Genomic DNA, 26,983 nt, shown 5'->3' on the forward strand with positions numbered 1-26,983 from the left:
AAGGTAGCCATGGGCAGACCGAGCGTCCAGATGGCAGGAAAGAGGAACTTCTGTCCGTCGGACGGGAATTCAGGTCGGCGGTCTCAGCGGGCCTCGGACGCGCGGACTTCCTCCGGCGTCGGCGCCGTACCGCCCAGGTGTGCCGGCATCCACCACGTGTCGTCGGCGTCCTTCGGTCGGACCGGGTAGGCGCGCTGGGCGGCCTCCAGCAACTGCTGGACGCTGTCGCGCAGCTGGCGGGTGATGGCACCCGCGTACTTGTCCTTCGGCGCCTCGATCGCCTCGCCGACCCGGATCGTGACCGGGATGTGGCTGCGCTTGAAGTTGCGCGGCCGGCCCTTGGTCCACAGCCGCTGGGTGCCCCACAGCGCCATCGGGATCAGCGGGACGCCCGCCTCCTGCGCCATGCGCGCCGCGCCCGACTTGAAGCTCTTCAGCGTGAAGGACTGCGAGATGGTGGCCTCCGGGAAGACCCCGACGATCTCACCGGAACGCAGCGACTCCAGCGCGTGCTGGTAGGCCGTCTCGCCCTGCTTGCGGTCCACGGGGATGTGCTTCATCCCGCGCATCAGCGGACCGGAGATCTTGTGCCGGAAGACCGACTCCTTCGCCATGAAGCGGACGAGACGCTTCTGCGGGAGCGCCGCCATGCCGTCGAAGATGAAGTCCAGGTAGCTGATGTGGTTGCTCACCAGCACGGCGCCGCCCGAGCGCGGGATGTTCTCCGACCCCTGGCAGTCGATCTTGAGGTCCCACGCCTTGAACAACGTGAGGGCGAGACCGACGACGGGGCGGTAGACAAGCTCTGCCATGGACGGAGTGGACCCTTCCTTCTCTGCCCTGGAAAGGAGGTTCCCGGGGGGAAAGTTACGGCGCCGTAGGTTTACGGCACGTCGCAGATCGTGCCCCAAGAACGGACCGGTGGCCAGTCCTGGTGGCCGGGAACGGCGAGATCCTTGTCACGTCGGCTGCTTGATCCACCTCGTGCTTTTACGGCGCCTTTACCGTGCGCGCACCGCCAGTCGCCGTACGAGCAGGTACATCTCGCACCCCAGGCAGTACCCGAAGGCGGAGTTGAGAAACGCGGCCGCGAGCGCCGCCCCGGTCGCGGCGAGTCCCAGCCACTGCGGCCCGAGCGTGTAGCCGAGAAGTCCCACGAGCGCGAAGGCGAGCCCCACGGACTGCGCGAACCGCGGCGGCTCCGGCGCCTCGAACGCGTTGGGCGGACCGATCCGGGGCCGTACGACCCTGCGGAACAGCACGCCGTACGGCGAACGCCCCACCCCGCCGGCCGCGCCCAGCGCGAACGCCAGCGTCTGCCAGGCCAGCAGCCACACGCTGCCGGTGATCAGTACGACCGCCAGTACCAGGGTCGTCACAGCCGCGCCGAAGCGCGGCCCCCGCACGTCGATGTCCATGAAGCAAGCATTCCGCAAGCAGGTCTCGGCGTGGCGCCGGGAATCTTTGCAGTCCTGTGAACGCTGGAGCCGGGTGATGGCCGGATACGTGGTGTGCGTGGTGGTGCTCGTGATCGCGAGCGCCTATGGAGTGCTGCACAAGCGGCGGAGCGGGAGGGTACGGGTGCGCGGACGGGACGACGGCAAGCGGCTGGGCGCGGCCGAGTTGGGCGGGGAGCTGGGCGAGCGCGCCACCCTGGTCCAGTTCTCCAGCGCCTTCTGCGCCCCCTGCCGGGCCACCCGGCGGGTCCTCGGTGAGGTGGTCGGGATCGTCCCCGGCGTCGCGCACATCGAGATCGACGCCGAGGCCCGTCTCGACCTCGTCCGTGAACTCGACATCCTCAAGACGCCCACGGTGCTCGTCCTTGACGCCGACGGCCGGGTCGTGCGGCGCGCCACCGGACAGCCGCGCAAGGCGGACGTCATCGCGGCACTGGGGGAGGCGGTTTGACGCCGCTCGCACGGACGGTGAGGCATCTCCCATATGCCGGGACCCACTTGACTGTGCGCACCACCTATCGTCAGCCTGACCGTATGCCTTCGGAACTTCTTCTCTTCGGGCGGGTCCACGTCGACCTCGCCCACACGGCGAGCGCGCGCTGTCCGGGTTGTTGAGCAGCCACGGCCACCCTCGCCCCTCCTTGCCGAAGGACCCCTCCATGACGACCTCCCCGGACCTCCGTACTCCCCAGCGCGGCTCCGCCGACCTCCTGCGCTCCGTCTTCCGGCGGCACGCGGCGGGGGTGGCCGTGATCACCGCCGGTGGTGAGACGGGCCCGGTCGGCTTCACCGCCACCTCCCTCACCTCGGTCTCCGTGGAGCCCCCGATGCTGTCCTTCGGGATCGGAACCGGCGCCTCCAGCTGGCCGGTGATCTCCGAGGCCGACCATGTCGGCGTGCACATACTCGGCGAGCACCAGCAGGAGCTGGCCGCCACCTTCGCCCGCAGCGGCGCCGACCGCTTCGGCGCGCCCACCGCCTGGCGCGAGGGTCCCGAGGGTGTTCCGGTCCTCGACGACGTCCTGGCCTGGCTGGTGTGCCGGGTCGTCGCGCGCGTGCCCGCCGGTGACCATCGCATCGTCCTGGCCGAGGTGGTCCTCGGCGACCCCGCGGGCCCCGGCCGTCCGCTGCTGTACCACCAGGGCCGGTTCGGCGGCCTGCGGGACTGAGTCCTTCTGCGGAGCCGTCGAGTTCCGATTACGCTGCGTTGCGAAGGTCACAGTTCAAAGCGCTTGCTTAGCGGGAACGAACTGGGTGTACTGACGAGTAATATTTCGGTCGGAGCGCGGGTCGCCCCGATCGGGATCGGCCGCTTGGGGCGCCTATGCTGCCTGCAAGCAGGCAGCATGGAAATGTCGACGCAGCAGTAGGAGAGCCGGCGTGAGCTTGAGGATCGTTGTCACCGTGAAGTACGTGCCCGACGCCACCGGCGACCGGCACTTCGCCGATGACCTGACCGTCGACCGGGACGATGTGGACGGTCTGCTCTCCGAGCTGGACGAGTACGCGGTCGAACAGGCGCTGCAGATCTCGGAGAACTCCGACGACGACGTCGAGGTCACCGTCCTGACCGTGGGCCCCGAGGACGCCAAGGACGCGCTGCGCAAGGCGCTGTCGATGGGTGCCGACAAGGCCATCCACGTCGAGGACGACGACCTGCACGGCACCGACGCCATCGGTACCTCGCTGGTGCTGGCCAAGGCGATCGAGAAGGCCGGCTACGACCTGGTGATCTCCGGTATGGCCTCCACCGACGGCACCATGGGTGTGCTGCCCGCGCTGGTCGCCGAGCGGCTGGGCGTGCCGCAGGTGACGCTGCTGTCCGAGGTCTCCGTGGCGGACGGCACGGTCAAGGGCCGTCGTGACGGCGACGCCGCCTCGGAGCAGCTGGAGGCGTCCCTGCCGGCGGTCGTGTCGGTCACCGACCAGTCGGGCGAGGCGCGTTACCCGTCCTTCAAGGGCATCATGGCCGCGAAGAAGAAGCCGGTGGAGTCCTGGGACCTGTCCGACCTCGACATCGAGGCCGAGGAAGTCGGCCTGGAGGGTGCCTTCACCAAGGTCGACTCCGCGGCGCAGCGTCCGGCGCGTACCGCGGGCACGATCGTCAAGGACGAGGGCGAGGGCGGCAAGCAGCTCGCCGAGTACCTCGCGAGCCAGAAGTTCATCTGAGGCTCATCCCCCCCTCACCGCCCCTCAAGCCCTCGTAATCCGCAGGAGAGCATTCCCATGGCTGAAGTTCTCGTCTATGTCGACCACGTGGACGGTGCCGTCCGCAAGCCCACGCTGGAGCTGCTGACGCTGGCCCGCCGGATCGGTGAGCCGGTCGCCGTCGCGCTGGGCGCGGGTGCCGCCGACACCGCCGCCGTGCTCGCCGAGCACGGCGCGGTCAAGGTCCTCACCCACGAGGCGTCCGAGTACGCCGACTACCTGGTCGTCCCGAAGGTGGACGCCCTCCAGGCCGCCCACGAGGCCGTCTCGCCGGCCGCCGTGCTGGTCCCCTCCTCCGCGGAGGGCAAGGAGATCGCCGCCCGCCTCGCGCTGCGCATCGGCTCCGGCGTCATCACCGACGCCGTCGACCTCGAGGCCGGCGCCGAGGGCCCGGTGGCCACCCAGTCGGTGTTCGCCGCGTCCTTCTCCACCAAGACCCGTGTCGTCAAGGGCACCCCGGTCATCACCGTCAAGCCCAACTCCGCCGCCGTGGAGCCCGCCCCGGCCGCCGGCACCGTGGAGGCCCTGTCGGTGTCCTTCGGCGCGCTGGCCACCGGCACCAAGGTCACCGGCCGCACCCCGCGTGAGTCGACCGGCCGCCCGGAGCTGACCGAGGCCGCGATCGTGGTCTCCGGCGGCCGCGGGGTGAACGGCGCGGACAACTTCGCGCTCATCGAGTCCCTCGCCGACTCGCTCGGCGCGGCCGTGGGTGCCTCGCGTGCCGCGGTGGACGCCGGCTGGTATCCGCACACCAACCAGGTCGGCCAGACCGGCAAGTCCGTCTCGCCGCAGCTGTACATCGCCTCCGGCATCTCCGGCGCGATCCAGCACCGCGCGGGCATGCAGACCTCGAAGACGATCGTGGCGATCAACAAGGACGCCGAGGCCCCGATCTTCGACCTCGTCGACTACGGCGTCGTCGGCGACCTCTTCGACGTCGTCCCCCAGCTCACCGAGGAGATCAACACCCGCAAGGGCTGATCGCACCCAGGCGTGACGAAGGCCCCCGCGACCGCTGTCCTGGCGGTTCGCGGGGGCCTTCCCTCATGTCAGGGTCAAGGACGCCTGCACCGGCAGATGGTCGCTCGGGAACTGCCCGGCCCGTGCGAAGGTGTTGATCGACGCGCGATGGACGGTGGCGCCGGGCGTGGCGAGGATCCAGTCGATGCGCTCGCCGCCGGGCGTCAGCGGCTGGTAGCCGTGGAAGGTCCCGTACAGCTCGCCCCGCTCGGCCGCCGCGTCCCAGGTGTCGACGAGACCGGCGCCGAGCAGGGTGTCGTAGGCCCGGTTGTCCCCGGCCGCCGCGTTGAAGTCACCCGTCACGACGACCGGTGAGAAGCGGGCGAGTTCGGCGATCCGCTCGGCCACGAAGGACGCGGAGCGCTCGCGCGCGTACTGGCTCACATGGTCGAAGTGGGTGTTGAGGACGTGGAACTCCCGCCCGCCCCGGACCCGTTCGCGAAACCGGACCCAGGTGACGATCCGCGGCAGCGCCGCTCCCCAGGTGTTGGAGCCGATGACCCTGGGGGTGTCGGACAGCCAGTACGTGTCGTGTTCGAGGGGGGACAGCCGGCGGACGTCGTAGAAGATCGCCGTGGACTCGTCGTGGCTGCCGCCCTCGCGGCCGGTGCCGATCCAGTCGTAGTGCGGGCCGAGGTCGGCGTGGATGTCGCGCAGTTGCCGGTAGAGGCCTTCCTGGGTGCCGATGAGGGTGGGGGCTTCGCGGCGCAGGAGCTCGCGCATCACCGGGCGGCGGGCGGCCCAGCTGTTGGGTTCGGAGGTACTCGCGAAGCGCAGGTTGAACGTCATGACGTCGAGGCGGCGCTTGCCCGACCGGGCGGCGGAGGCAGGCAGCGTGGCCATCAGCGGCACGGCGAGCGCGGCGGCCGCCGCGGTTCTCAGCCCCACGCGGCGCGTCATCCTGTTGGTGTGCGACATGTGATCTCCTCCCGTCGGGTCAGGATGAACGTCCGGACCCGGGTGCGAAAGAGGGCGTCCGGGCTGACGGGGGTGGCTCATGCGGCGGACGGGTGTTGACCGGCCGGAAGTCCACGGATAACTTCGTTCTACGGATTGTTGATTCCGTAGTGCGGAAAACAGGAGGGTGTGGCATGGGTCAGGGCCAGCAGGAGCAGGTGGCGACGAGCCTCGCGGGAGCCGTCAGCGAGGAGATCAGCGCCTCCCTCGCCCCGGTCGACGCCGAGTTGGAGCGCCGCTACCCCGGCGACCCCGGCACCCGCCAGCCCGTCCACACCGTCTACGTCCCCGGCGACGCCTTCGCCGCCGGCACCCTGCGCTCCTGGGGCGACCAGGCGCTCACCGCCCTCGACGCCCACGCCCCCGACGCCGCGTCCCTCGCCGCCGTCCTCGGCCTGTCCGACGAACTCGCCGAGCCGGTGTACTCCCGTGTCCGCGCCAAGCTGGAGCGCGAACCCGTCGAGGACCTCCGGGTCGACTTCGAGGACGGCTACCAGGGCGGGGACGAGGACCAGGACGCCGCCCGCGCGGCCCGCCTGGTCGCCGAGGCCTACGAGAACGGCACGGCCGCCCCGTATATGGGCATCCGCATGAAGTGCATGGAGGCGGCGGTACGCGACCGGGGCATCCGCACCCTCGACATCTTCCTCACCGGCCTGATGGAGGCCGGCGGTCTGCCCGAGGGACTCGTCCTGACGCTGCCGAAGGTGACCTACCCCGAGCAGGTCACCGGCATGGTGCGGCTGCTGGAGGAGTTCGAGAAGGCGCGGGGTCTGGAGCCCGGCCGGATCGGCTTCGAGATCCAGATCGAGACCAGCCAGGCCATCCTCGCCACCGACGGCACCGCCACCGTCGCCCGCATGATCCAGGCCGCCGAGGGACGCGCCACCGGCCTGCACTACGGCACCTTCGACTACAGCGCCTGCCTCGGCGTCTCCGCCGCCTACCAGGCCAGCGACCACCCGGCCGCCGACCACGCCAAGGCGATCATGCAGGTCGCCGCCGCCGGCACCGGGGTACGCGTCTGCGACGGCTCCACCAACGTCCTGCCGGTCGGCCCGACCGCCAAGGTCCACGACGCCTGGCGCCTGCACTACGGACTCACCCGGCGCGCCCTGGCCCGCGCCTACTACCAGGGCTGGGACATGCACCCCGGCCACCTCCCGACCCGGTACGCCGCCGTCTTCGCCTTCTACCGCGAGGGCTTCGAGCAGGCCGCCGGTCGCCTCGCCCGCTACGCCAACCACACCGGCGGCGACGTCATGGACGAGCCCGCCACCGCCAAGGCCCTCAGCGGCTACCTGCTGCGCGGCCTGGACTGCGGCGCCCTCGACATCGCCGAGGTCGCCCGCCTCAGCGGTCTGACCCGCGCCGACCTGGAGGGCTTTGCCGCGCCGCGCCGCGGTGACCTGACCATCTCGGGCAAGTAGGACCGGGCTCGCGAGGGGCGCCGGGTCCCGTCCGGTGTCCCGCCGGTCTCCGGCAGGTAGCGGATCTGTCACGGCCGCCGCCGCCGATCGAAGCCGTCATTCCGGCCCCGTAATCTGTACGGCACGCACGGACAGGTCACAGGAACGGGGCAACGGTGTCATCGGGGGACAACGGACGGACGGAAGAGGTCGGCAGGCTGCTGGCCGGGCGCTACCGCGTGGTGGCGCAGCTCGGTCGCGGCGGCATGGGCGTGGTCTGGCGGGCCGTGGACGAGGTCCTCGGCCGTGAGGTCGCGGTCAAGGAACTGCGCACCTACAACGACGCCGACGGCCCCGAACTCGCCGGTCTGCGGCTGCGGATGCAGCGCGAGGCCCGCGCGGCGGCCCGGGTCCGCCACCCCGGCGTCGTGGCCGTCCACGACGTGACCGAGGTCGACGGGCGCCCGCTGATCGTCATGGAGCTGGTGGACGGGCCGTCGCTCGACGACGTCCTGCGCGAGCGCGGCACCCTGGACCCGCGCGAGGCGGCCGGGATCGGCGCCAAGGTCATGGAGGCGCTCGCCGCCGCCCACCGCGTCGGCGTCCTGCACCGGGACGTCAAGCCCGGCAACATCCTGCTCGACCGCTCGGGGCGGGTCGTCCTCACCGACTTCGGCATCGCGACCATGGAGGACCCCGGCGACGGCTCGGCGACCCATCTGACCCGCAGCGGCGAACTGGTCGGCTCCCTCGACTACCTGGCCCCCGAGCGCGCCCAGGGCGCCGACCCCGGCCCGGCCTCCGACGTCTGGGCCCTGGGCGCCACGCTGTACGCCGCCGTGGAGGGCTCCTCGCCGTTCCGCCGCACGTCGACCTTCTCCACCCTCACCGCGATCGTCTCCGAGCCGCTCCCGGACCCCGTTCGGGCCGGTGTGCTCGGGCCCGTGCTCCAGATGCTGCTGGACAAGCGGCCCGGGGCCCGGCCGGAGGCCGAGGAGGCCGGGGAACTGCTCCGGAGCGTCGCGGACGCGGACGGCGAGGACGAGCCGACGGCGACGCTGCGGGGAGCGTCGGGTAAGGCGGGACCGGCGCCGGTGGAGACGGAGCTCGGTGTGCCGTCGGTGCCGGCGGGGTTCGGGCCGGTGGAGCCGCCGGGGTTCGGGCCGGTGGTGCAGGGGGCGCCGGTCTTCGGGGGGCCGGGCCACGGGGCTCCCGCCTCGCAGGGCCCGGCCGTCACCGGCCCCATGTCCACCACCCGCCCCTCCCGTGGCAGGAAGCGTGTCTTCCTTGTCGCCGCGGCCGTCACCGTCGTCCTCGCGTCGGCCGGCGCCACGGTGTCCATGCTGAACAACACCGGCGCCAGCAGGGCGAACACGGGGTCCGGGGGGAGGGCCACCGGTGTCGAGGCCACCTCCTCCGCGAGCGGCCGCGGGGGCGCCGTCCGCACCGACGACCCCAAGCCGACCGAGCGGGGCGACGACAAGGACCCGACCGGGACCGCCACCCCGTCGCCGGACCGCACGGCCGGCGCCACCCCCTCCGACCGCGCCGCCACGCCCTCCCCGACCAACTCCACGGGCGGCGACAAGGAGGGCACGGCGAGCGGCGGTTCGGGCGACGGCGGCTCCACGGGCGGCGACGAGACGCCCCCGGCTTCCTCCTGCACCGCCATCGGCGGCGGCAAGTACCACTGCGTGGTCTGGAAGACCGCCGCCTCCTACACCGCCGCCGGCACCCAGGTCGGCGTGCTGAACGCGGGCACCAACTATTTCTACTGCCAGCAGAACCTGGGGCGCCGCGAGACGGACGGCGAGTGGACCAACGTCTGGTGGGCCAAGACCGACGACGACAGCGGCAACACGAACGTCTTCGTCAGCGACGTCTACATCAAGGGCGGCAACAACGACGAACCGGTGCCAGGGCTCCCGGTCTGCTGAGCCCCTACCAGGCGCTCCAGACCGGAGTCGGTCACGAGCTTCTCCTCCTTGAGGAGTCGCGTGCCCTGTCGGCACAGCTCCCGGTCGGCCCGCGCCCGCGCGCTGAACTCCTCCGGCGTGACACCGAACAGTTCCCTCAACCGGGCTGACCCCACGAGGAGTTCGGTGAGCAGCGCCCGCTGTCCGGGGTGGCTGCGCGGGGCGCCGGTGCCGTCGTGCAGGACGCCGTGGCGGTTGACGTAGACGTAGGCGCCGGGGAGTCGGGTGCCGTCCGCGAGCTCGATCCGTACCTCGGGCGAGGGCAGCCAGGCCCGCCGGTAGTTGCCGTCGGGCAGCGGCACCCCCTCGCTCGCGTCGATCACCGCCAGCTGCCGGGCGTCCAGCCAGGTGACGAACAACTCCCGTACGGCCGCCGGGGCTTCGACGGGGGAGGCGGAGACGTACCCCAGCAGGCTCACATGCGCCGAGACGCCGACGTCGATGCCGGTGACCCGGGTGCGCACCATGGGGATGGGGGAGGTGATCCCGAACTCGGCCATCTTGTGGCGCAGTTGGGCCGGGCTGGCGTTGGACCCGACCGCGAGGACGGGGACCCGGTCCTCGTACCGCAGCTGGTCGAGGGGCAGCAGACGGTCACCGTCCAACAGCCCGGAGTCGGACGGCCACACCCCCGGATACAGCAGCGGATGATCGCGTGGAGCCTGCGCCAACCCCAGGGCCTCCAAGGTGCGCGGATCCGGAACGGCCTCTGCCGGACCGCCAGTCGGGGGCGCCGCCGCCGGACCGGGCCGGGGTGGACCCTCCGCCGGAACCACCGCGCGGGGCACCGAATCGGAGGCTACGGCCTCCGGCACCGCGCCCGCGGCAACCGCCTCCCGCTCCGCATCCGCCGTCATCGCCCCGGCCCCCTGCCCCCACATCAGCCACGCCAACGCCCCCCGCGCTTCCAGGGCCGCGCCCGTCCGCCCGTCTCTCCGTCCGGCCACCCTGGGACCATGCTCCCGCATTTCCTCGCGCGCCTCACGTCACCGGCCGCTCAGTCCGACGGCGGCAGTTCACCCGAGCCCCGGGTGATCAGGCGGGTCGGCAGTTCGATGCGTTCCGGGGTGACGAGGGTGCCGTCGAGTTGGCGGAAGAGCCGTTCGGCGGCGGTGCGGCCGAGGGTCGCGGCGTCCTGGGCCACCACGGTGACGCCCGGCTGGAGCAGGTCGGCGAGTTCGATGTCGTCGAAGCCCACCAGGGCGACCCGGCGGGCCTGTTCGGCGAGGACACGGACCACGGTGACCGTCACCCGGTTGTTGCCCGTGAAGACCGCGGTGACCGGAGTCGGGCCGGAGAGCATCTCCTCGGCCGCCCGGCGCACCCGCCCGGGGTCGGTGACGCCGAGCGACATCCAGGAGTCCTCGACCGGTATGCCGGCGTCCTCCATGGCGGCCCGGTAGCCGCGCAGGCGCTCGGCGGCGGTGTGGATGCGGGGCATGTCGCCGATGAAGCCGATCCGGCGGTGCCCGTGGGCGATGAGGTGGGCGACCCCGTCGCGGGCGCCGCCGTAGTTGTCCGAGAGGACCACGTCGGCGTCGATCTGTCCGGCGGGCCGGTCCACGAACACCGTGGCGACGCCCGCCTTGAGCTCGGGCTCCAGATACCGGTGGTCGTCACCGGCCGGGATGATCACGAGCCCGTCCACCCGCCGCGCGCACAGCGCCAGCACCAACTCCTGCTCACGTTCCGGGTCCTCCGCGCTGGAGCCGTTGATGAGCAGCGTGCCGTGGGTGCGGGCGACCTCCTCGACCGCGCGGCTGAGCGGGCCGTAGAACGGGTCGGCGAGGTCCTCCAGGACCAGCCCGATGCTGGCCGTGCTGCCCTTGCGCAGCACCCGCGCGCTGTCGTTGCGGCGGAAGCCGAGCGCGTCGATGGCCTCCTGGACCCGGCGCTCGGTCTCCGGTGTGACGCCCGGTTCGCCGTTGACCACGCGGGAGACCGTCTTCAGGCCGACCCCGGCGCGTGCGGCCACGTCCTTCATCGTCGGACGGTTGCCGTAACGCGAGGCGGTGTGGCGGTCTGCGCGGCGGGTGGTGTCGGGCACGATGCGGCGTCCTGTTCCTGTCGTCCGAGGGAGGTGCGGCGGCCATGATTTTGTATGAGGATGTGGCGTCGAGCATAGAGCCTGGACAACGTTGTCAGATGCGGGGGACACTGTCCACCGCAATCACCGGTCCCGTGCCCCCACCCCGGGACCGGCCCGCCCTTTCTCATGGTTGACGGGGAGATCTGACACTGATGCACACCGACCTAGTGGCCGCGCTCGACATCGGCGGCACCAAGATCGCCGGAGCACTGGTCGACGACCAGGGCCGGATCCTGGTGCGAGCCCAGCGCGCCACGCCCGCCAAGGAGGACGGCGAGACGGTGATGGGCGCCGTCGAGGAGGTGCTCGGCGAGCTCGCCGCCTCGCCGTTGTGGGGACGCGCCTTGGCCCTCGGTATCGGCAGCGCGGGCCCGGTGGACGCCTCCGCGGGCACCGTGAGCCCGGTGAACGTGCCTGGCTGGCGCGACTATCCGCTGGTCCGGCGGGTTCGGGAGGCGACCGGCGGACTGCCCGTCGAGCTGATCGGCGACGGTGTGGCGATCACCGCGGCCGAGCACTGGCAGGGCGCGGCCCGCGGCCACGACAACGCGCTGTGCATGGTCGTCTCGACGGGCGTCGGCGGCGGTCTGGTCCTGGGCGGCCGTCTGCACCCCGGTCCGACGGGCAACGCCGGCCACATCGGCCACATCAGCGTGGACGTCGACGGGGACCCGTGCGCGTGCGGTTCGCGAGGCTGTGTGGAGCGCATCGCGAGCGGTCCGAACATCGCCCGCCGGGCTGTCGAGAACGGCTGGCGCCCCGGCCCCGACGGCGACACCTCCGCTGCGGCGGTGGCCGCCGCCGCCCGGGCCGGCGACCCGGTCGCGGTGGCCTCCTTCGCACGGGCCGCGCAGGCGCTCGCCGCAGGGATCGCCGCCACCGCGACACTCGTCGAGATCGACATCGCGGTGATCGGCGGCGGTGTCGGCAAGGCGGGCGACGTCCTCTTCGCGCCGCTGCGCAAGGCCCTGACCGAGTACGCCACTCTGTCCTTCGTGCAGCGCCTGGTCGTCACTCCGGCGCAGATGGGCACCGACGCGGGCCTCGTGGGCGCGGCGGCGGCCGCCCTCGCCAAGAGGACGGACGTGGCCCCGGTCTGACCCATCCTCGGCAGGAACGTTCACTCGGCGGCCGGCCCCGACGGACGATCGTCGGGGCCGCCGCCGAGTGCGGTCAACGCACTCGCGTACGTCCGACGGCCGCTTTCGTCGCTGTTCCCGTGACTCCGGGCCGCCCGCGCCGTTGATCAGGGCATGAAGAAGCGCACCATGCTCGCCATCGCCACCATGGCCACCGGTTTCGTCGTCGCCGCGGTCTCCCCCTCGCACGCGGTCGGGGAGGGCCTGCCCGACCTCGACGTGGACAAGACCGTCAGCACCCTCGGCGACACGATCGCCAGCGACAGCCTGGCCGTTGACGACACCGCCCTCGGGCAGAACGGCTGACGAGCCCCGACCCACGGCGCCGGTGCCCCTCGTGTGAGGGAGCACCGGCGCCGTCGTGTGCACGCCCTCAACTGGACCTGGTTTCCGTGGCAGGGTGAAGCGGGCAAGCCTCAGGGGGCCAACAGAAGAGGGGGAACCGTGATCGTCTGGATCAACGGTGCGTTCGGTGCGGGGAAGACCACCACCGCACGAGAACTGATCGAACTGATCCCGAACAGCACGCTCTTCGACCCTGAGGTCATCGGCGGAGGCTTGACGCACCTGCTCCCGCCCAAGCGCCTCGCCGAGGTCGGCGACTTCCAGGACCTGCCGATCTGGCGGCGCCTGGTGATCGACACGGCGGCCGCCATGCTGGCCGAGCTGGGCGGGACCCTCGTGGTCCCCATGACCCTGCTGCGCCAGGAGTACCGCGACGAGATCTTCGGCGGTCTCGCCGCCCGCCGGATCACGGTCCGGCACATCCTGCTCGCTCCGGCCGAAACGATCCTGCGGGAGCGGATAGCGGGGCGGGAGATCCCGCCCGACCTGCCCGACGCTGAGATACGGGTACGGCAGTGGTCCTACGACCACATCGAGCCGTACCGGACCGCCCTCGCCACCTGGCTGAGCGCCGACGCCCACCCCGTCGACACCGGCTCCCTCACCCCGTACGAGACGGCCGTCCGTATCGCCGAGGCGATCGGGTCCGGTTCCGTGCCCGTCTGCGACATCGTGCAGACCCCCGAGCCGTCCGCCGAGACCGTCGCCGCCGGTGTCCTCCTCTTCGACGAGGAGGACCGGGTGCTGCTCGTCGACCCCACCTACAAGGCCGGCTGGGAGTTCCCCGGCGGTGTCGTCGAGCCCGGCGAGGCGCCCGCGCGGGCCGGCATGCGCGAGGTCGCCGAGGAGACCGGGATCCGGCTGGCGGACGTACCGCGGCTCCTCGTCGTCGACTGGGAGCAGCCCCGGCCGCCCGGCTACGGCGGACTGCGGCTCCTCTTCGACGGCGGCCGTCTGGACTCCGCCGAGGCGAGCCGGGTGCTGCTGCCCGGTCCCGAACTGCGCGCCTGGCGCTTCGTCACCGAGCAGGAGGCCGCGGACCTGCTGCCCCCCGTCCGCTACGAGCGGCTGCGCTGGGCACTGCGCGCCCGGGAGCGCGGGGCGGCGCTCTATCTGGAGGCGGGCATTCCCACGCCCTGAACGGCGGACCGCGGCGCCTCGGCCGTTCCCGGTGGCCTGGCAGCGAGAACGACGTCGTGCGCTCGGCCTGGGAACGGGCGCGTGCGGTGGTGGACATGGCCCCGTGACGGGGTCGGCCCCCGTGATGGGGTCGGGTCGGCCCCTCTCGCGAGGCCATGTCCGCCGCCGTGCGCGGTCGGTCAGCCCGCCGCGTAGTTGCGCAGGAACAGTGCCTCCGCGACCGACAGCCGCTCCAACTCCTCGGGCGAGACGCTCTCGTCGACCGCGTGGATCTGGGCCTCCGGCTCGCTCAGGCCGATGAGGAGGATCTCCGCTCGCGGGTAGAGCGCGGCGAGCGTGTTGCACAGCGGGATGGAGCCGCCCTGGCCGGCGTAACTCATCTCCTGGCCCGGGTAGGCGGTCGCCATGGCGTCGGCCATCGCCGCGTACGCGGGGCTTGTGGTGTCGGCGCTGAACGGCTGGCCCTGACCGGTCTGTTCGACGCGCACCCGGGCGCCCCACGGCGTGTGGGCCTCCAGGTGGGCCTGGAGCAGCTTGGTCGCCTCGGCGGCGTCGACGCCCGGCGGCACCCGCAGGCTGACCAGGGCGCGGGCGCTCGCCTGCACGGACGGGGTGGCGCCGACGACCGGCGGGCAGTCGATGCCGAGGACCGTGACGGCCGGCTGTGCCCAGATGCGGTCGGCGACCGTGCCGGAGCCGATCAGCTCGACGCCGTCGAGGACCTTGGCGTCCTTGCGGAACTGCTCCTCGTCGTACCGCAGGCCGTCCCAGCCGGTCTTCGGCGTCAGACCGTCGATTGTGGTCGAGCCGTCCTCGGCGCGCAGCGAGTCCAGGACCCGGATCAGCGCGGCCAGCGCGTCGGGCGCCGCGCCGCCGAACTGGCCGGAGTGCAGGTTGCCCTGGAGCGTGTCGATCTGGACGCGGACCAGGGTCATACCGCGCAGGGTGGTGGTCACCGTCGGCAGTCCGACCCGGAAGTTGCCCGCGTCGCCGATGACGATGGTGTCGGCCGCCAGCAGGTCCGGGTGCTCCTCGGCGTACCGCTCCAGACCGCCGGTGCCCATCTCCTCGGAGCCCTCGGCGATCACCTTGACGTTCACCGGCACGCCGCCGTTCGCCTTCAGGGCGCGCAGGGCGAGCAGGTGCATGATGACGCCGCCCTTGCAGTCGGCGGCGCCACGCCCGTACCAGCGGCCGTCGCGCTCGGTCAGCTCGAACGGCGGAGTGGTCCAGGCGGCCTCGTCCAGCGGGGGCTGCACGTCGTAGTGCGCGTAGAGCAGGACCGTCTTCGCGCCCGCCGGGCCGGGCAGGTAGCCGTACACCGACTGGGTGCCGTCCGGGGTGTCGAGGAGGGCGACGTCCTGGAAGCCCTCGGCGGTGAGCGCGTCGGCGACCCAGCGGGCGGCGCCCTCGCTCTCGCTCCGGGGGAACTGGTCGAAGTCCGCCACCGACTTGAACGCCACCAGTTCGGCGAGCTCCGCCCGTGCCCTGGGCATGAGCGAGGCGACGGTCTCGGCGACCGGATTCGACGACATGGGCACGCTCCTCGTAGGTGCGACGTTGTACATGTGGGTAGGGAGATCCTCCCACAGCGGCCCGGGGCCGGGTGGCCTGCGGTGATGGCGGTCGTAGGATGCGGGAGTCAGCAGCGGCAAGCGGCTTGATCGGAGCAGTAGACCATCGTGACCAGCGAGAACTCTTCGGCGGACGACGCGCGGCAGGTGTGGGACGTCGTCGTGGTGGGTGCGGGGCCTGCGGGTGCCTCGGCCGCGTACGCGGCGGCGGTCGCCGGTCGGCGTGTGCTGTTGCTGGAGAAGGCGGAGCTGCCCCGCTACAAGACGTGCGGCGGCGGCATCATCGGTCCTTCCCGGGACAGCCTGCCCCCGGGCTACGAGCTGCCGTTGCGGGACCGCGTGCACGCGGTGACGTTCTCGCACAACGGCCGGTTCACGCGCACCCGCCGCTCCAAGCAGATGCTGTTCGGGCTGATCAACCGGTCCGAGTTCGACCAGCAGCTCGTCGAGCACGCCCAGAAGGCGGGCGCCGACCTGCGTACGGGCGTCACCGTGCAGCGGGTGGAGCAGCACGGCTCGGCGGTGCCGGACCGGCGTACCGTCGCCGTGGTCCTCCAGGGCGGCGAGACGGTGCTCGCGCGGGCGGTCGTCGGCGCGGACGGCAGCGCCAGCCGCATAGGAGCACATGTCGGGGTCAAGCTCGACCAGGTCGACCTCGGTCTGGAGGCGGAGATCCCGGTGCCCGAGACCGTCGCCGAGGACTGGCGGGGGCGGGTGCTCATCGACTGGGGCCCGATGCCCGGCAGTTACGGCTGGGTCTTCCCCAAGGGGGACACGCTCACCGTCGGGGTGATCTCGGCCCGCGGCGAAGGCGCCGCCACCAAGCGGTACTTGGAGGACTTCATCGCCCGGCTCGGCCTCGCCGGTTTCGAACCGAGCGTGTCCTCGGGCCACTTGACCCGCTGCCGGGCCGACGACTCGCCGCTGTCCCGCGGCCGGGTGCTGGTGTGCGGGGACGCGGCCGGGCTGCTGGAGCCCTGGACCCGCGAGGGCATCTCGTTCGCGCTGCGCTCGGGCCGGCTCGCGGGGGAGTGGGCGGTGCGGATCGCCGAGGCGCACGACGCGGTGGACGCCCGGCGCCAGGCCCTGAACTACGCGTTCGCCATCAAGGCGGGGCTGGGCGTGGAGATGAGCGTCGGCAGGCGACTGTTGATGGCGTTCGAGCGCAGGCCGGGTGTCTTCCACGCGGCGCTGACCGGGTTCCGGCCCGCCTGGCGGGCGTTCATGGACATCACCCGCGGGTCCACCTCGCTCGGCGAGATAGTGCGAGGCCGCCCCATGGCCCAGCGGCTGCTGGCCACGCTGGACCGCCGGTCGGACCAGAGCGGCGACGACGCGGCTACCTGACCGTGATCCGGAAGACGGGGTGGTCCGGGGCCGCCGCGACGATCTCCTCGTCGGAGGACTTCGCGGTGACCCCCTGGAAGTACTGGTTGACCTCCCAGCCCCACTTCTCCAGGTAGGTCCGCAGGATCGCGGGCTTCTCGTCGTCCGCTAGCTCCACCGCGGTGAACTGGCGGACCTTGCGGCCGACCCGGAGCTCCCCGCCGCCGGCCACCCGCATGTTGCGCACCCACTGGGAATGGCCGCGGGCGGAGACGAGGTACTGCGCGCCGTCGTAGGTGTGCGGGTTGACCGGGATCCGCTGCATCTTGCCGCTCTTGCGGCCCCGCACCGACATCTCCGCCATGCCCGCAAGGCTGAGTCCGTGCCGGGCCAGCCAGCCCATGAGGCTGTTGAGGCGGACGTTGAGCGGGCTGCCCTTGAGGTAGTACGGCGACGACGACATGGTGACTCCCATGGATGGTGCGAGAGCGGTGCTCTCGCTTTCGGTGGGTCCAGTCTGCACGGAGCGGTGACCCATATCAAGAGCAGTGCTCTTTTTTGTGTGCACTGCTCTGCCCTTGTGGGAGACTGGTCGGCATGAGCACCGCACAAGGAGCCAGGGCCCGCGCCCGGATCGAGGTCACCGCCGCCATCAAGGACGAGGCGCGCCGCCAGCTCGCCGCCGAAGGCGCGTCGAAGCTCTCGCTGCGAGCCGTGGCACGCGAGCTGGGAATGGTCTCCTCGGCGCTGTACCGGTACTTCCCCAGCCGTGACGACCTGCTCACCGCGCTGATCATCGACTCCTACAACTCCCTGGGGGAGAGCGTCGAGGCGGCCCGCGACCGGGCCGCCGACGCCGGACCGGCCGAACGATGGACCGCGGTGTGCGAGGCGGTACGCGACTGGGGGCTCGGGCATCCGCACGAGTACGCGCTCATCTACGGCTCCCCGGTGCCCGGCTACACCGCGCCCCAGACCACCGTCCCGGCCGCCGCCCGGGTGGGCCTCGTCCTCATCGGCATCGTGCGCGACGCCCACCACCAGGGCCACCTGACCGAGCCCGAGCTGCCGGCGCAGCTGCGCCCCGAGGCCGAGCGGATGGCCGCCGACCTGGCGCCCGACCTTCCGCCCGAGTCCGTGGCGGCGCTCGTCGCGGCCTGGGCCCAGCTGTTCGGGCTCGTGGGCTTCGAGCTGTTCGGGCAGTTCCACCGGGTGGTCGAGGACCGCGCCCCGTTCTTCCGGCACGCCGCGACCCGGCTCGGCCACGGGGTGGGGCTGGTGCCCCAGGGAACCGGCGCCGCCTCCGGGTCCTGACGGAGGACCCACGGCATGCGGGACGGCCGGCGCCGCGTACTTCGCCGGGAGTACGCCTGATCACCACGTCCGGCGGACGCCCCGGGCGGCGGGCGGCGTCTAGCGTGGCGGTCATGGACGAGCAGCGCGTGTCCGGGGGCGGCCCGCCCCTGTGGTGGCGGCACGGACCGCCGTGGTGGAACCGCTGGGGCGAGGCGGAGCGGGCGGCCCGCCTGCCCTGGCGCTCCACCGTGCTGGTCGCGGTCTTCGTCCTGGCCGGATCGAACTTCGCGGCGCGACAGCAGGCGGAGCGTGCCGACCTCGACCTCTTCGCGCGCGTGCTGCTGCTGGTGGCGGCCGGGCTGCTGCTGTGGCGCCGCCGGCACCCGGTGGCCGTCGTGTTCGGCACCGCGGCCGTCACCATGCTCTACCTGGGCGCCGGATACCCGTACGGGCCGGTCTTCGTGACCTTCGCCGTCGGCTGCTTCGGCGCCATCGTCGCGGGACACCGCCGGGCCGCCTGGACCGCGCTCGGGCTGCTCTGGGCCGGACACGTACTCGTCGCGCACTGGCTCTTCCGGTGGCTGCCCCCGCCCGATGACGCGGCCGCCTCCTGGGGCTCGGAGGGAGTGGTCGCCGCCTGGGGGATCGCAGTCGTGGCGCTGGCGGAGCTGGCCCGGACCCGTCGGGAGCAGTGGGCGCGGGAGCGGGCCGAGCGGGCGCAGGCGGCACGGCGGCGCGCCGACGAGGAGCGGCTGCGGATCGCCCGCGAACTGCACGACGTCCTCGCGCACAGCATCTCCGTGATCAACGTCCAGGCCGGCGTCGGCCTCGCCCTCCTCGACAGCGACCCCGAACAGGCGCGCACGGCACTCACCACCATCAAGGCCGCCAGCAAGGAGGCGCTCGGCGAGGTCCGCCAGGTGCTCGACACCCTGCGCACCCCCGGTGACGCGCCCCGCGCGCCGGCCCCCGGCCTCGACCGGTTGCCGGAACTGGTGCGGCAGGCCGCGAGCGCCGGCCTGACGGTGGAGGTCGAGGGGGACATCCCGGAACTCGCCCCCGGCACCGATCTCGCCGCGTTCCGTATCGTCCAGGAGGCGCTGACCAATGTCGTACGGCATTCGGGATCGCGGCAGGCGCGCGTGCGCGTCGAGCACGGGGACGGGGCGACGCTACGGATCCGGGTCGACGACGACGGGCCGGCGACCGGCGCCGACGCGGGCGGCAGCGGCAACGGCCTGGCCGGCATGCGGGAGCGGGCCGGGGCGCTGGGTGGCACGATCGAGGCCGGGCCGCGTCCCGACGGCGGGTTCCGGGTGCTCGCCGTCCTGCCCCTGAAGGTGAAGGAGAACCGGTGATCCGCGTACTGCTCGCCGACGACCAGTCGCTCGTACGGGCCGGGTTCCGGGCGCTGCTCGACGCGCAGCCCGACATCGAGGTGGCCGGTGAGGCCCCCGACGGAGCCCAGGCGGTGCGCCTGGTGCGTGAACTGCGCCCGGACGTGGTCCTGATGGACATCCGCATGCCCGAACTCGACGGGCTCGCCGCCACCCGCCGCATCACCGAGGACGCGCGTCTGGCGGACGTCAAGGTCGTCATGCTCACCACCTTCGAGCTCGACGAGTACGTCTTCGAGGCGATCCGCTCGGGGGCCTCCGGCTTCCTGGTCAAGGACACCGAACCGGAGGAGCTGCTGCGGGCCGTGCGCGCGGTGGTGGAGGGTGACGCGCTGCTCTCGCCCGGGGTGACCCGGCGGCTCATCGCCGAGTTCGCGGCCCGTTCCAAGGAGCCCGCCGCGGCCGACGCGCTCGCTCACCTCACCGAGAGGGAACGGGAGGTGATGGCGCTGGTCGGCATCGGCCTGTCCAACGAGGAGATCGCGCGGCGCCTGGTGGTCAGCCCGCTCACCGCGAAGACCCACGTCAGCCGCACGATGGTGAAGCTGGGAGCCCGGGACCGGGCCCAACTCGTCGTGCTGGCCTACGAGTCGGGGCTGGTCCGGCCCGGCTGGCTGGGCTGAGCCGAGGCGTCCTCCGGCCGGAAGCGCAGCAGCACGCTGATGACCCGGGCCAGGAACAGCACCGGCGCGACCCCGAGGCCCACCCGGATCAGGACCCTGTCCAGGGTGCCCGGCAGTTCGAAGAGCAGCGCGGGCCCGGCGAGCGCCCCGAAGACGACCGCCGCCGCGAACGCGGCGCTGAACAGCGCGTATCCGATCTCGACGGTGATGACGTCCCGCCCGGCCTGATCCCGTCGTCCCCCGAACTCGGTCATACGGGGAGTCTCACAGGTGTGCGCCCGGCGGGGCAAGTGGGCTCCGCCGGGCGCACGGTGGGGGAGGAGGCGCCCCCTGTCAGCCGCGTACGGGTACGCGTTCCGCCTCCTCCGCCTGGGGTGTGGACCTGGCGACCACCACCGTCTTCCGGCGGGGTCGGAACCGCAGTCCGGTCAGCGAGATCAGCAGGCCCGCGACCGCGATGCCGGTGACCACCGTCAGACCGGGCAGGTAGCTGTCGAGGACGGCCTGCCGGGAGGCCCCCTCCGCGGGCGCGTTCGCCGTCAGCACCGCCGCGACCACGGCGAGGAAGAGCGCGCCGCCCACCTGCACCGAGGTGTTGAGCAGACCGGAGACCATGCCCTGCTCGTGCTCGTCGACGCCGTTGGTGGCCTGGACGTTGAGCGAGGGGAAGGTCAGTGCGAAGGCGGCGCCGACCAGGAGCATGGTGGGCAGGATCACCGCCGCGTAGTCCGGGTCGAGGTCGATGCGCAGGAACAGCAGGTAGCCCACGACCATCAGCGCGAAGCCGGCCACGATGAGCCGCGGTGTGCCGAACCGGTCGATGACCGCGCCCACCTTCGTCGCGGACAGCGCCACCAGCGTGCCCGCCGGCAGGAACGCCAGCGCGGTGTGCAGCGCCGACCAGCCGAGCAGCTGCTGCATGTAGAGGGTGACCAGGAACTGGAAGCCGATGTAGCTGCCGAGGAAGGTCATCGCGCCCAGTTGCGCCCGGACCTGCGGACCCGAGCGCAGGACGCCGAGCCGGATCAGCGGGCTGGGGCTGCGCCGCTCGACGGCCACGAAGGCGGTGAGCAGGACGACGACGGCGAGGGAGGACAGGACGGTACGCGCGGAACCCCAGCCCGCCTCGGCCGCCTCGACAACGGTGAACACGAGCAGCAGCATCGAGGCGGTGCCGAGGACGGCGCCCGGGATGTCGTAGCCGCCGGTGCTCTTCTCGCGGGCGCTGCGCGGCAGCAGCTTCAGGCCCACGATCAGGGCGATCAGCGCGACGGGGGCGGGCAACAGCATGGTGTAGCGCCAACTGGCCTCGGTGAGGAAGCCGGAGAAGACCAGACCCATCGAGTAGCCGGTGGCGCCGCAGGTCGTGTAGATCGACAACGCCCGGTTGCGGAGCGGGCCTTCGGCGAAGGTCGTGGTGATGATGGACAGGCCGGCGGGCGCGGTGAACGCGGCGCTCAGGCCCTTGACGAAACGGCTGGCGATCAGCAGCGGCCCGGAGTCGACGAGCCCGCCGAGCAGGGAGGCGACGGCGAACACACCGAGGGCGACGAGGAACACCTCGCGCCGGCCCAGCAGGTCGGCGGCGCGGCCCCCGAGCAGCAACAGGCCGCCGTAGCCGAGGATGTAGCCGCTGACGATCCATTGCAGGGTCGAGGTCGACAGGCCGAGGTCGGCGCCGATGGACGGCAGCGCGACGCCGACCATCGACACGTCGAGCGCGTCCAGGAACATCGCGGCGCACAGCACCAGCAGCGTGCCCCACAGTCGGGGGGTCCAACGCCCGTCGGGTGCCGAAGCGGTGAGCGGAGAGGTCATGCCCCAAGACACTACATGCGCATGCATCGAATGCAAACGCATTTAATTACGATGCAATAATTTCTGTTCTCTGCTACGGTGCCGCGCATGGCGGCGACGAACGCGGAGCAGGCACTCGTGGAACGCTGGCGGGAGATGCTGGCGCTGCACGCCCGCACGCAGTGCGAGATCGACCGCGCACTCCACCAACACGGCTTGTGCGCCAGCGACTTCGAGGTGCTCGACGTCCTCGCCGACGGAGGGCGCGCGACCGGCGACTGCTCCTACCGCGTCCAGGAGATCTCCGAGCGGGTCCATCTCAGCCAGAGCGCTCTGTCGCGGCTGATCGCCCGGCTGGAGAAGGACGGGCTCGTCGAGCGCGCCCTGTGCCCCGAGGACCGGCGGGGCGTCCGAGTGGCGCTCACGGAGAAGGGGCGCACGCTGCACGGCGAGGTGCTCCCGGTGCAGCGTGCGGTGCTGACGACGATGCTCGCGCCGGACTGACCCGGCGGCGCTCTCAGATACCCGACTTCTCGCGCCACAGCTCGGCGAGGGCACCGTCGCCCGTCACGGCCGGGAACGGCACGCGGTTCCACAGGGAGAGATACAACTGCCCAGCGGGCCCGGCGATTTCACACTCCGCGTCCCCCGACTCGCCCCGCTCGGCCGCGGGCGGCTCAGGGGACAGCCGTACGGTCCACACCGCGCCCTCGACATCCGTGGCCCGCACCCGCAGCACCCGGGGTGTCGCGCTGCGCACCCGGCTGCGTTCGCGCGCGTGGAAGCCGGTCAGCAACTCGTCGACGCCGTCGGCGGCGAACCCCGGGGCGATGTCGCTCGGCGCACCCCCGCGCGCGGCCTCCGCGTCGAAGCGGTGCACCGCGGTCTCGTGCGCCTGCCTGCGCACCCAGAAGGCCAGCGGCGACGGTGCCGGCAGGAACTGGAAACACTCCACGTCGGGTGCGGCGGAGGTGAGGGTCTCGACCAGACGCTGATGCGACTGCCGGTACCACGCCAGGAGTTCGGGGCCGTGGAGGTCCGGCGCCTCGCCCATGGGACGGGGCGTGGTCAGCCCCTCGGCGACGAATCCCGCCGCCCAGCGGTGCACCGCCCCGGTGTGCCGGAGCAGGTCCCGCACCTGCCACTGCGGACAGGTCGGCACCTTTGCGTCGGTCCCGGCCTCTTCGGCCGCCGCGGCCAGCAACCGGCCCTCCTGGTCGAGGGTGTGAACGAACTCGGCAGTCTCCATGCGGTGAGTCTGCCGCATGGAGTGCGGTCGAGGGCAGGGCGGTGGCTGCGGGGCGGTGCGTTGGGGGACCGCGCTCCCTGCGCCGGCGTGCTTCGGGCGCTGCTTTGCTTCAAGTCCCGCCCGGCTTCAAGCCCTGCCCTGCTTCAGGCGCCACCCTGCTTCACGCGCCACCGTGTTTCAGGCACCACCGTGCTTCAGGCGTCGCGGTGTCGCGGAGTGGTCTCCGTGGTGGCCCGGTGGGTGGTCAGACCGATCGCCGCGGCGACCGCCGCGAGTGCCGCCACGCTGGTGAGCGCGGCGGACAGGGAGAACCAGTCGGCCATGAAGCCGATGGCGGGCGGGCCGAGGAGCATGCCGCCGTAGCCGAGTGTCGAGGCGATGGCGACGCCGGTGGGGCCGGCGAGCGTGCCCGCGCGTTCGACGGCCACGGGGAAGAGGTTGGCGAGACCGAGCCCCGCGATCCCGAAGCCGAGCAGCGCCGCCCACAGCGCGGGGGCGAGGGAGCCGAGCAGCATCCCGGCCGCCGCGGTGGCGCCGCCCACGACCACGGTGCGGGTGCGGCCGAGCCGCTCCAGCAGGGTCGTCCCGGTCAGCCGCCCGACGGTCATCGTCAGCGCGAAGCAGGAGTAACCGATGGCGGCGACCCCGGCGGAGGCGCCCAGGTCCTCCTTCAGGTGCAGCGCGCCCCAGTCGGCCATGGCGCCCTCGCCGTACGCCGTGCACAGGGCGATCAGGCCGAAGACGATCACCAGCCCGCGGGTCCGGCGGTCCAGCCGGTGTGGTGCCGATCCGGTCCGGGGCTCGGTCCGCTCGGGAGGCGTGGGCGGTTCGATCCGCAGGAGCTGGCGGCCGGCGACAGCCGTCACGGCCAGTCCGACGACGGTGAGGCCGAGCAGGTGCCGGGTCGGTGACACCTGCGCGGCGACCAGGCCGCCGAGTCCCGCCCCGACCATCCCGCCCAGGCTGAAGGCGGCGTGGAAGCTCGGCATGATCGGGCGCCGCAGTGTGGTCACCAGGTCCACGGCGGCGCTGTTGAAGGCCACGTTGATCCCGCCGTACGCGGCTCCGAAGACCAGCAGCACGATGCCGAGGGTCAGCGGGGTGCGGGTGAGCGGGGGGAGGGCCACGCTGAGGGAGAGGAGCACCGCGCAGAAGACGGTGACCTGGTGGTTGCCGTAACGGCGGCAGAGGCGGCCGGTGAGCATCATCGTGATCACCGCGCCCGCGGAGACGCCGAGGAGGGCGAGGCCGAGGTCACCGGCGGTGGCGCCGGTGCGGTCCTTGATGTCGGGGATGCGGACGACCCAGCCGGCGAAGATGAAGCCGTCGAGGGCGAAGAACACGGTCAGGACGATGCGGAGGCGGATGAGGGGATTGCCCGGCACGACGTTGTGCGATCGGGTTTTGTTTATTTGCGGCACAAAAGCAGGCTAGGCGGGGGTGCGGTGTGGGGGCAAGGGTGTCTGTCCCGGGGTGGCCGACGCGGCCCTGGCGCCGATGGGCCGGGGGTGTCGGCGATCCCGTGCCGCAGGCGTGGGGCCGCGGGTCGTCCCGGCCGGGTTCAGCCCTGCGGCTGGGTGATGTTGACCATCCACGGGATGCCGAAGCGGTCCGTGCACATGCCGAACACATCGCCCCACATCTGCCTCTCCAGCGGCACGGACACGGTTCCGTCGGCCGAGAGCTTCTCCCAGTAGCCGCGCAGCTCGGCGTCGTCGTCACCGCTGACACTCACGGAGAAGTTGGTGCCGGGGGTGTGCTCCATGCCGGGCGGGGTGTCCGCGCCCATCAGGGTGAAGCCGCTCGTCGTCTCCAGCATGCCGTGCATGATCTTGTCGGCCTCGGGGGTGTCCGGTTGCCCGAGGGATCCGAACGTGTGGAGCGTGAGCGTGCCGCCGAAGACCTGCTCGTAGAACTCCATCGCCTGTCGGGCGTCGCCGTCGAAGCTGAGGTACGGATTGAGTCGTGAGCCCATGAAAACCTCCCTGAACGGGGCAAAGAGCCAGATGTCCGGAGGCTAGCGCGCGGCACTGACAACGGCATTCCGGGCGGGGTGGCCGGGGCCTGCGAAGCCACCGCGGGCGCGCCCCTCGTGCCGCCGGCCGCGCACGCTCGCGCCCCTCGTGCCACTGGCCGCGCACGCTCGCGCACACCTGGCCGGTTGACCGGGCCCGGTCAGCTCCGCCAGTCCCGCGCGGGCGTCAGGGGGACGGGGGCGGGCGGTTCGGCCGACGTCGTCAGCTCGATGCGCCGACCCTCGGCCGAGGAGCGCAGCAGCGTGTTCATCGTCTCCAGGACGTGCAGGGCGAGTTCACCGGTGGCGCGCGGTTTCCGGTCCGCGTCGGCGGTGACGAAGTCCAGCAGGCCGACGCCCCGCGCGCCGTCGACGTAGCCCGCGGACGGCGGGAGGGCGTGCCACCGGGTGTCGCCGAGGGGGAAGAGGCGTACCTCGCCCTCGAAGTGGTTGGGGTCCGGCACGCTGAGGGTGCCCGTCTCGCCGTGGACCTCGATGGGGGCGGCGGTGGTGGTGACGCCGTCGAAGCTGGTCGTGATCGTGGTCAGGGCGCCGTTCGCGTGCTCGAGGACTCCGGAGACATGGCTGTCGACCTCGACGGGGATCCGCTCGCCCGCGCGGGGGCCGGAGGTGATGACGCGCTCGGTGCGCAGTCGGCTGGAGGCGCCGGTCACCGCCCGTACGGGGCCCAGGAGATGGACCAGGGACGCGAGGTAGTACGGCCCCATGTCCAGCAGCGGGCCGCCTCCCGGGGTGTAGTAGAAGTCGGGGTTCGGGTGCCAGCGTTCGTGTCCCGGCGTGACCATCACGGCCGAGGCGAACAGGGGCCGCCCGATGCTCCCCGACTCCACGGCCGCCCGGGCCGTCTGGACCCCGGTGCCGAGGACGGTGTCCGGCGCGCAGCCGACACCGACACCCGCCTCCGCCGCGGCCTCCAACACGGCCTGCGCGTCGGCGAGTTCCACGGTCAGCGGCTTCTCTCCGTACACGTGCTTGCCGTGCCGGATCGCGGCGAGGGCGATCTCGGCGTGCGCGGCGGGGACGGTGAGGTTGAGGACCGTGTCCACGTCCGGGCTGCTCAGCAACTCCTCGACGGTCAGGGCCCGGACGCCGGGGAACTCGGCGGCGGCCGCGGCCGACCGGGAGGCGTCCAGGTCGGCGACCGCGGTGACGCGGAGCGCGGGATGACCTACCAGGGTGTCCAGGTAGGCGCGGGAGATGACGCCGAGCCCTATGACGCCGATGCGGTGCGTGTCGCCCACAGCATGCCCCTCTCGATGACGGTTCGGACGGCCGGGTGCTCCAGGACGTCGAGGCTGTGCCCGGGGGTGGTCACCACGACGCGTCCGGCGCCCCACTGCCGGGTCCAGATCGCCGGGGAGGTGACCGGGCGGCGCCAGGGCTGCCACGGCTGGGCCGGATGGGTGGTGGTGGCGAGGACGTCGATGAGGTCGTCGTGGAGCACCCAGTACTGCTCGGTGGTGAGCGCGAAGTCCTCGATGCCCGCGGTGACGGGGTGTTCACGGCCCCGTTCGGTGAACTCGACCGTGTGGGAGAGGAAGTTGTCGCTCTCGTCACCGCGGCGTTCACAGGGTTCCTTGCCCGGGTGGGTCGCGAACTGGCCGCCGATCAGGTGGAGATAGTCGGAGGAGGCGCGGAAGGAGTCGGCGATGCCACCGTGCCAGCCGGTCAGGCCGGTGCCGGACACGACCGCCGCGCTCAGCCCCGCGAGCTGTTCGGGGCTGATCTGCGACATCGTCACGCACTGCACGACGAGATCGGTGGCGGCCATCGCGTCGGCGTCGGCGTAGACCTCGGTCGACTCCTCGATGCGGACGGCGTATCCGTGGCTGCGCAGGAAGGGCACGAACAACTCCGTCGCCTCGACCGGCCGGTGTCCTTCCCATCCGCCTCGGACCACCAGGGCCTTCTTGTCTGAGGGTGTCATGTCGTTCCTCCGGCCGGGC

Annotated in this window: 28 protein-coding genes; 14 read left to right on the top strand and 14 right to left on the bottom strand. The window is 72.3% G+C overall.

From position 1 onward, the window contains the following. Positions 1 to 83 precede the first annotated feature (83 nt). Both ACH41F_RS29140 and ACH41F_RS29145 read right to left on the bottom strand, forming a co-directional pair. Positions 84 to 812, bottom strand: a complete 729-nt coding sequence (locus tag ACH41F_RS29140; protein ID WP_398838167.1) for a lysophospholipid acyltransferase family protein — start codon at positions 810 to 812, stop codon at positions 84 to 86. A gap of 189 nt (positions 813 to 1,001) precedes the next feature. Further along, a complete protein-coding gene (locus tag ACH41F_RS29145; protein WP_391242953.1) occupies positions 1,002 to 1,418 on the bottom strand; it encodes a DUF4395 family protein in 417 nt (138 codons plus the stop codon). 76 nt (positions 1,419 to 1,494) lie between these two features. Between ACH41F_RS29145 and ACH41F_RS29150 the strand changes: the two genes are divergently transcribed. From ACH41F_RS29150 to ACH41F_RS29165, 4 genes are all read left to right on the top strand, one after another. Further along, positions 1,495 to 1,908, top strand: a complete 414-nt coding sequence (locus ACH41F_RS29150) for a thioredoxin domain-containing protein (RefSeq protein WP_391243073.1) — start codon at positions 1,495 to 1,497, stop codon at positions 1,906 to 1,908. Positions 1,909 to 2,116: 208 nt separating this feature from the next. Further along, complete coding sequence (locus ACH41F_RS29155; RefSeq protein ID WP_391242956.1) at positions 2,117 to 2,626, top strand: flavin reductase; 510 nt, start codon at positions 2,117 to 2,119, stop codon at positions 2,624 to 2,626. A gap of 211 nt (positions 2,627 to 2,837) precedes the next feature. Then, on the top strand, positions 2,838 to 3,626 hold the full coding sequence (locus ACH41F_RS29160) for an electron transfer flavoprotein subunit beta/FixA family protein (RefSeq protein ID WP_391242959.1): 789 nt from the start codon (positions 2,838 to 2,840) through the stop codon (positions 3,624 to 3,626). Positions 3,627 to 3,683: 57 nt separating this feature from the next. Next, positions 3,684 to 4,646, top strand: coding sequence for an FAD-binding protein (locus ACH41F_RS29165; RefSeq protein ID WP_391242962.1), 963 nt, complete (start codon positions 3,684 to 3,686; stop codon positions 4,644 to 4,646). A 63-nt stretch (positions 4,647 to 4,709) separates the two neighbouring features. Here the strand turns inward: ACH41F_RS29165 and ACH41F_RS29170 are convergent, their stop codons facing one another. Further along, entirely contained in the window at positions 4,710 to 5,603 is an 894-nt protein-coding gene (locus ACH41F_RS29170; protein ID WP_391242965.1) for an endonuclease/exonuclease/phosphatase family protein, read from the bottom strand. Positions 5,604 to 5,776: 173 nt separating this feature from the next. Between ACH41F_RS29170 and ACH41F_RS29175 the strand changes: the two genes are divergently transcribed. Both ACH41F_RS29175 and ACH41F_RS29180 read left to right on the top strand, forming a co-directional pair. Next, positions 5,777 to 7,072 (top strand): DUF6986 family protein, encoded by a 1,296-nt coding sequence (locus tag ACH41F_RS29175; RefSeq protein ID WP_391242969.1) that lies wholly within the window; start codon positions 5,777 to 5,779, stop codon positions 7,070 to 7,072. 155 nt (positions 7,073 to 7,227) lie between these two features. Next, on the top strand, positions 7,228 to 8,988 hold the full coding sequence (locus ACH41F_RS29180) for a protein kinase (protein ID WP_398838169.1): 1,761 nt from the start codon (positions 7,228 to 7,230) through the stop codon (positions 8,986 to 8,988). On the opposite strand, the gene ACH41F_RS29185 is transcribed toward ACH41F_RS29180, so the two are convergent. Continuing rightward, positions 8,934 to 9,698, bottom strand: coding sequence for a hypothetical protein (locus ACH41F_RS29185; RefSeq protein WP_391242975.1), 765 nt, complete (start codon positions 9,696 to 9,698; stop codon positions 8,934 to 8,936). The two genes, ACH41F_RS29180 and ACH41F_RS29185, sit on opposite strands and share 55 nt — an antisense overlap. 326 nt (positions 9,699 to 10,024) lie before the next feature. Beyond that, entirely contained in the window at positions 10,025 to 11,074 is a 1,050-nt protein-coding gene (locus ACH41F_RS29190; protein WP_391242978.1) for a substrate-binding domain-containing protein, read from the bottom strand. A gap of 194 nt (positions 11,075 to 11,268) precedes the next feature. On the opposite strand from ACH41F_RS29190, the gene ACH41F_RS29195 reads away from it, so the two are divergent. The 3 genes from ACH41F_RS29195 to ACH41F_RS29205 all read left to right on the top strand — a co-directional run bounded on the left by ACH41F_RS29195 (position 11,269) and on the right by ACH41F_RS29205 (position 13,740). Continuing rightward, positions 11,269 to 12,216: an ROK family protein gene (locus tag ACH41F_RS29195; RefSeq protein WP_391242982.1), complete on the top strand. Its 948-nt coding sequence runs from the start codon at positions 11,269 to 11,271 to the stop codon at positions 12,214 to 12,216. Positions 12,217 to 12,369: 153 nt separating this feature from the next. Next, a complete protein-coding gene (locus ACH41F_RS29200; RefSeq protein ID WP_391242985.1) occupies positions 12,370 to 12,561 on the top strand; it encodes a hypothetical protein in 192 nt (63 codons plus the stop codon). 138 nt (positions 12,562 to 12,699) lie between these two features. Then, positions 12,700 to 13,740, top strand: a complete 1,041-nt coding sequence (locus ACH41F_RS29205; protein WP_391242988.1) for an NUDIX domain-containing protein — start codon at positions 12,700 to 12,702, stop codon at positions 13,738 to 13,740. 179 nt (positions 13,741 to 13,919) lie between these two features. Here ACH41F_RS29205 and ACH41F_RS29210 read toward each other — a convergent pair whose 3' ends face one another. Then, on the bottom strand, positions 13,920 to 15,275 hold the full coding sequence (locus tag ACH41F_RS29210) for a M20/M25/M40 family metallo-hydrolase (RefSeq protein ID WP_391242990.1): 1,356 nt from the start codon (positions 15,273 to 15,275) through the stop codon (positions 13,920 to 13,922). Positions 15,276 to 15,422: 147 nt separating this feature from the next. Here ACH41F_RS29210 and ACH41F_RS29215 point away from each other — a divergent pair, with 147 nt between their 5' ends. Then, positions 15,423 to 16,661 carry a geranylgeranyl reductase family protein gene (locus tag ACH41F_RS29215; RefSeq protein WP_391242993.1) on the top strand — a complete coding sequence of 413 codons (1,239 nt, stop codon included), beginning with the start codon at positions 15,423 to 15,425 and terminating at the stop codon, positions 16,659 to 16,661. Here ACH41F_RS29215 and ACH41F_RS29220 read toward each other — a convergent pair. Next, positions 16,654 to 17,103, bottom strand: coding sequence for a nitroreductase family deazaflavin-dependent oxidoreductase (locus tag ACH41F_RS29220; RefSeq protein ID WP_391242996.1), 450 nt, complete (start codon positions 17,101 to 17,103; stop codon positions 16,654 to 16,656). The two genes, ACH41F_RS29215 and ACH41F_RS29220, sit on opposite strands and share 8 nt — an antisense overlap. A 134-nt stretch (positions 17,104 to 17,237) precedes the next feature. Here ACH41F_RS29220 and ACH41F_RS29225 point away from each other — a divergent pair, with 134 nt between their 5' ends. From ACH41F_RS29225 to ACH41F_RS29235, 3 genes are all read left to right on the top strand, one after another. Then, the gene (locus ACH41F_RS29225; RefSeq protein WP_391242999.1) at positions 17,238 to 17,954 is read left to right on the top strand and encodes a WHG domain-containing protein; all 717 of its coding nucleotides are present in this window, start codon (positions 17,238 to 17,240) and stop codon (positions 17,952 to 17,954) included. Positions 17,955 to 18,067: 113 nt separating this feature from the next. Continuing rightward, positions 18,068 to 19,294, top strand: coding sequence for a histidine kinase (locus tag ACH41F_RS29230; RefSeq protein WP_391243002.1), 1,227 nt, complete (start codon positions 18,068 to 18,070; stop codon positions 19,292 to 19,294). After that, the gene (locus tag ACH41F_RS29235; protein WP_391243005.1) at positions 19,291 to 19,956 is read left to right on the top strand and encodes a response regulator; all 666 of its coding nucleotides are present in this window, start codon (positions 19,291 to 19,293) and stop codon (positions 19,954 to 19,956) included. Before ACH41F_RS29230 ends, ACH41F_RS29235 begins: the two co-directional genes overlap by 4 nt. On the opposite strand, the gene ACH41F_RS29240 is transcribed toward ACH41F_RS29235, so the two are convergent. Both ACH41F_RS29240 and ACH41F_RS29245 read right to left on the bottom strand, forming a co-directional pair. Beyond that, on the bottom strand, positions 19,917 to 20,210 hold the full coding sequence (locus ACH41F_RS29240) for a DUF6332 family protein (RefSeq protein ID WP_391243008.1): 294 nt from the start codon (positions 20,208 to 20,210) through the stop codon (positions 19,917 to 19,919). The genes ACH41F_RS29235 and ACH41F_RS29240 overlap by 40 nt on opposite strands. Positions 20,211 to 20,289: 79 nt before the next feature. Further along, positions 20,290 to 21,774 (bottom strand): MFS transporter, encoded by a 1,485-nt coding sequence (locus ACH41F_RS29245; RefSeq protein ID WP_391243011.1) that lies wholly within the window; start codon positions 21,772 to 21,774, stop codon positions 20,290 to 20,292. 87 nt (positions 21,775 to 21,861) lie between these two features. Here ACH41F_RS29245 and ACH41F_RS29250 point away from each other — a divergent pair, with 87 nt between their 5' ends. Next, entirely contained in the window at positions 21,862 to 22,257 is a 396-nt protein-coding gene (locus tag ACH41F_RS29250) for a MarR family transcriptional regulator (RefSeq protein ID WP_391243013.1), read from the top strand. Between the two features lie 13 nt (positions 22,258 to 22,270). Here ACH41F_RS29250 and ACH41F_RS29255 read toward each other — a convergent pair whose 3' ends face one another. The 5 genes from ACH41F_RS29255 to ACH41F_RS29275 all read right to left on the bottom strand — a co-directional run bounded on the left by ACH41F_RS29255 (position 22,271) and on the right by ACH41F_RS29275 (position 26,964). Next, positions 22,271 to 23,002 (bottom strand): maleylpyruvate isomerase family mycothiol-dependent enzyme, encoded by a 732-nt coding sequence (locus ACH41F_RS29255; RefSeq protein ID WP_391243016.1) that lies wholly within the window; start codon positions 23,000 to 23,002, stop codon positions 22,271 to 22,273. 194 nt (positions 23,003 to 23,196) lie between these two features. Further along, on the bottom strand, positions 23,197 to 24,387 hold the full coding sequence (locus tag ACH41F_RS29260; protein ID WP_391243018.1) for an MFS transporter: 1,191 nt from the start codon (positions 24,385 to 24,387) through the stop codon (positions 23,197 to 23,199). A gap of 176 nt (positions 24,388 to 24,563) precedes the next feature. Further along, positions 24,564 to 24,977 carry a VOC family protein gene (locus tag ACH41F_RS29265; protein ID WP_391243021.1) on the bottom strand — a complete coding sequence of 138 codons (414 nt, stop codon included), beginning with the start codon at positions 24,975 to 24,977 and terminating at the stop codon, positions 24,564 to 24,566. Between the two features lie 200 nt (positions 24,978 to 25,177). Beyond that, positions 25,178 to 26,278: a Gfo/Idh/MocA family oxidoreductase gene (locus ACH41F_RS29270; protein WP_391243024.1), complete on the bottom strand. Its 1,101-nt coding sequence runs from the start codon at positions 26,276 to 26,278 to the stop codon at positions 25,178 to 25,180. Next, on the bottom strand, positions 26,248 to 26,964 hold the full coding sequence (locus ACH41F_RS29275; protein WP_391243027.1) for a ThuA domain-containing protein: 717 nt from the start codon (positions 26,962 to 26,964) through the stop codon (positions 26,248 to 26,250). Before ACH41F_RS29275 ends, ACH41F_RS29270 begins: the two co-directional genes overlap by 31 nt. Between the last annotated feature and the right edge of the window lie 19 nt (positions 26,965 to 26,983).

This window comes from Streptomyces sp. NPDC020489 (assembly GCF_044386545.1).
Lineage (GTDB): Bacteria > Actinomycetota > Actinomycetes > Streptomycetales > Streptomycetaceae > Streptomyces.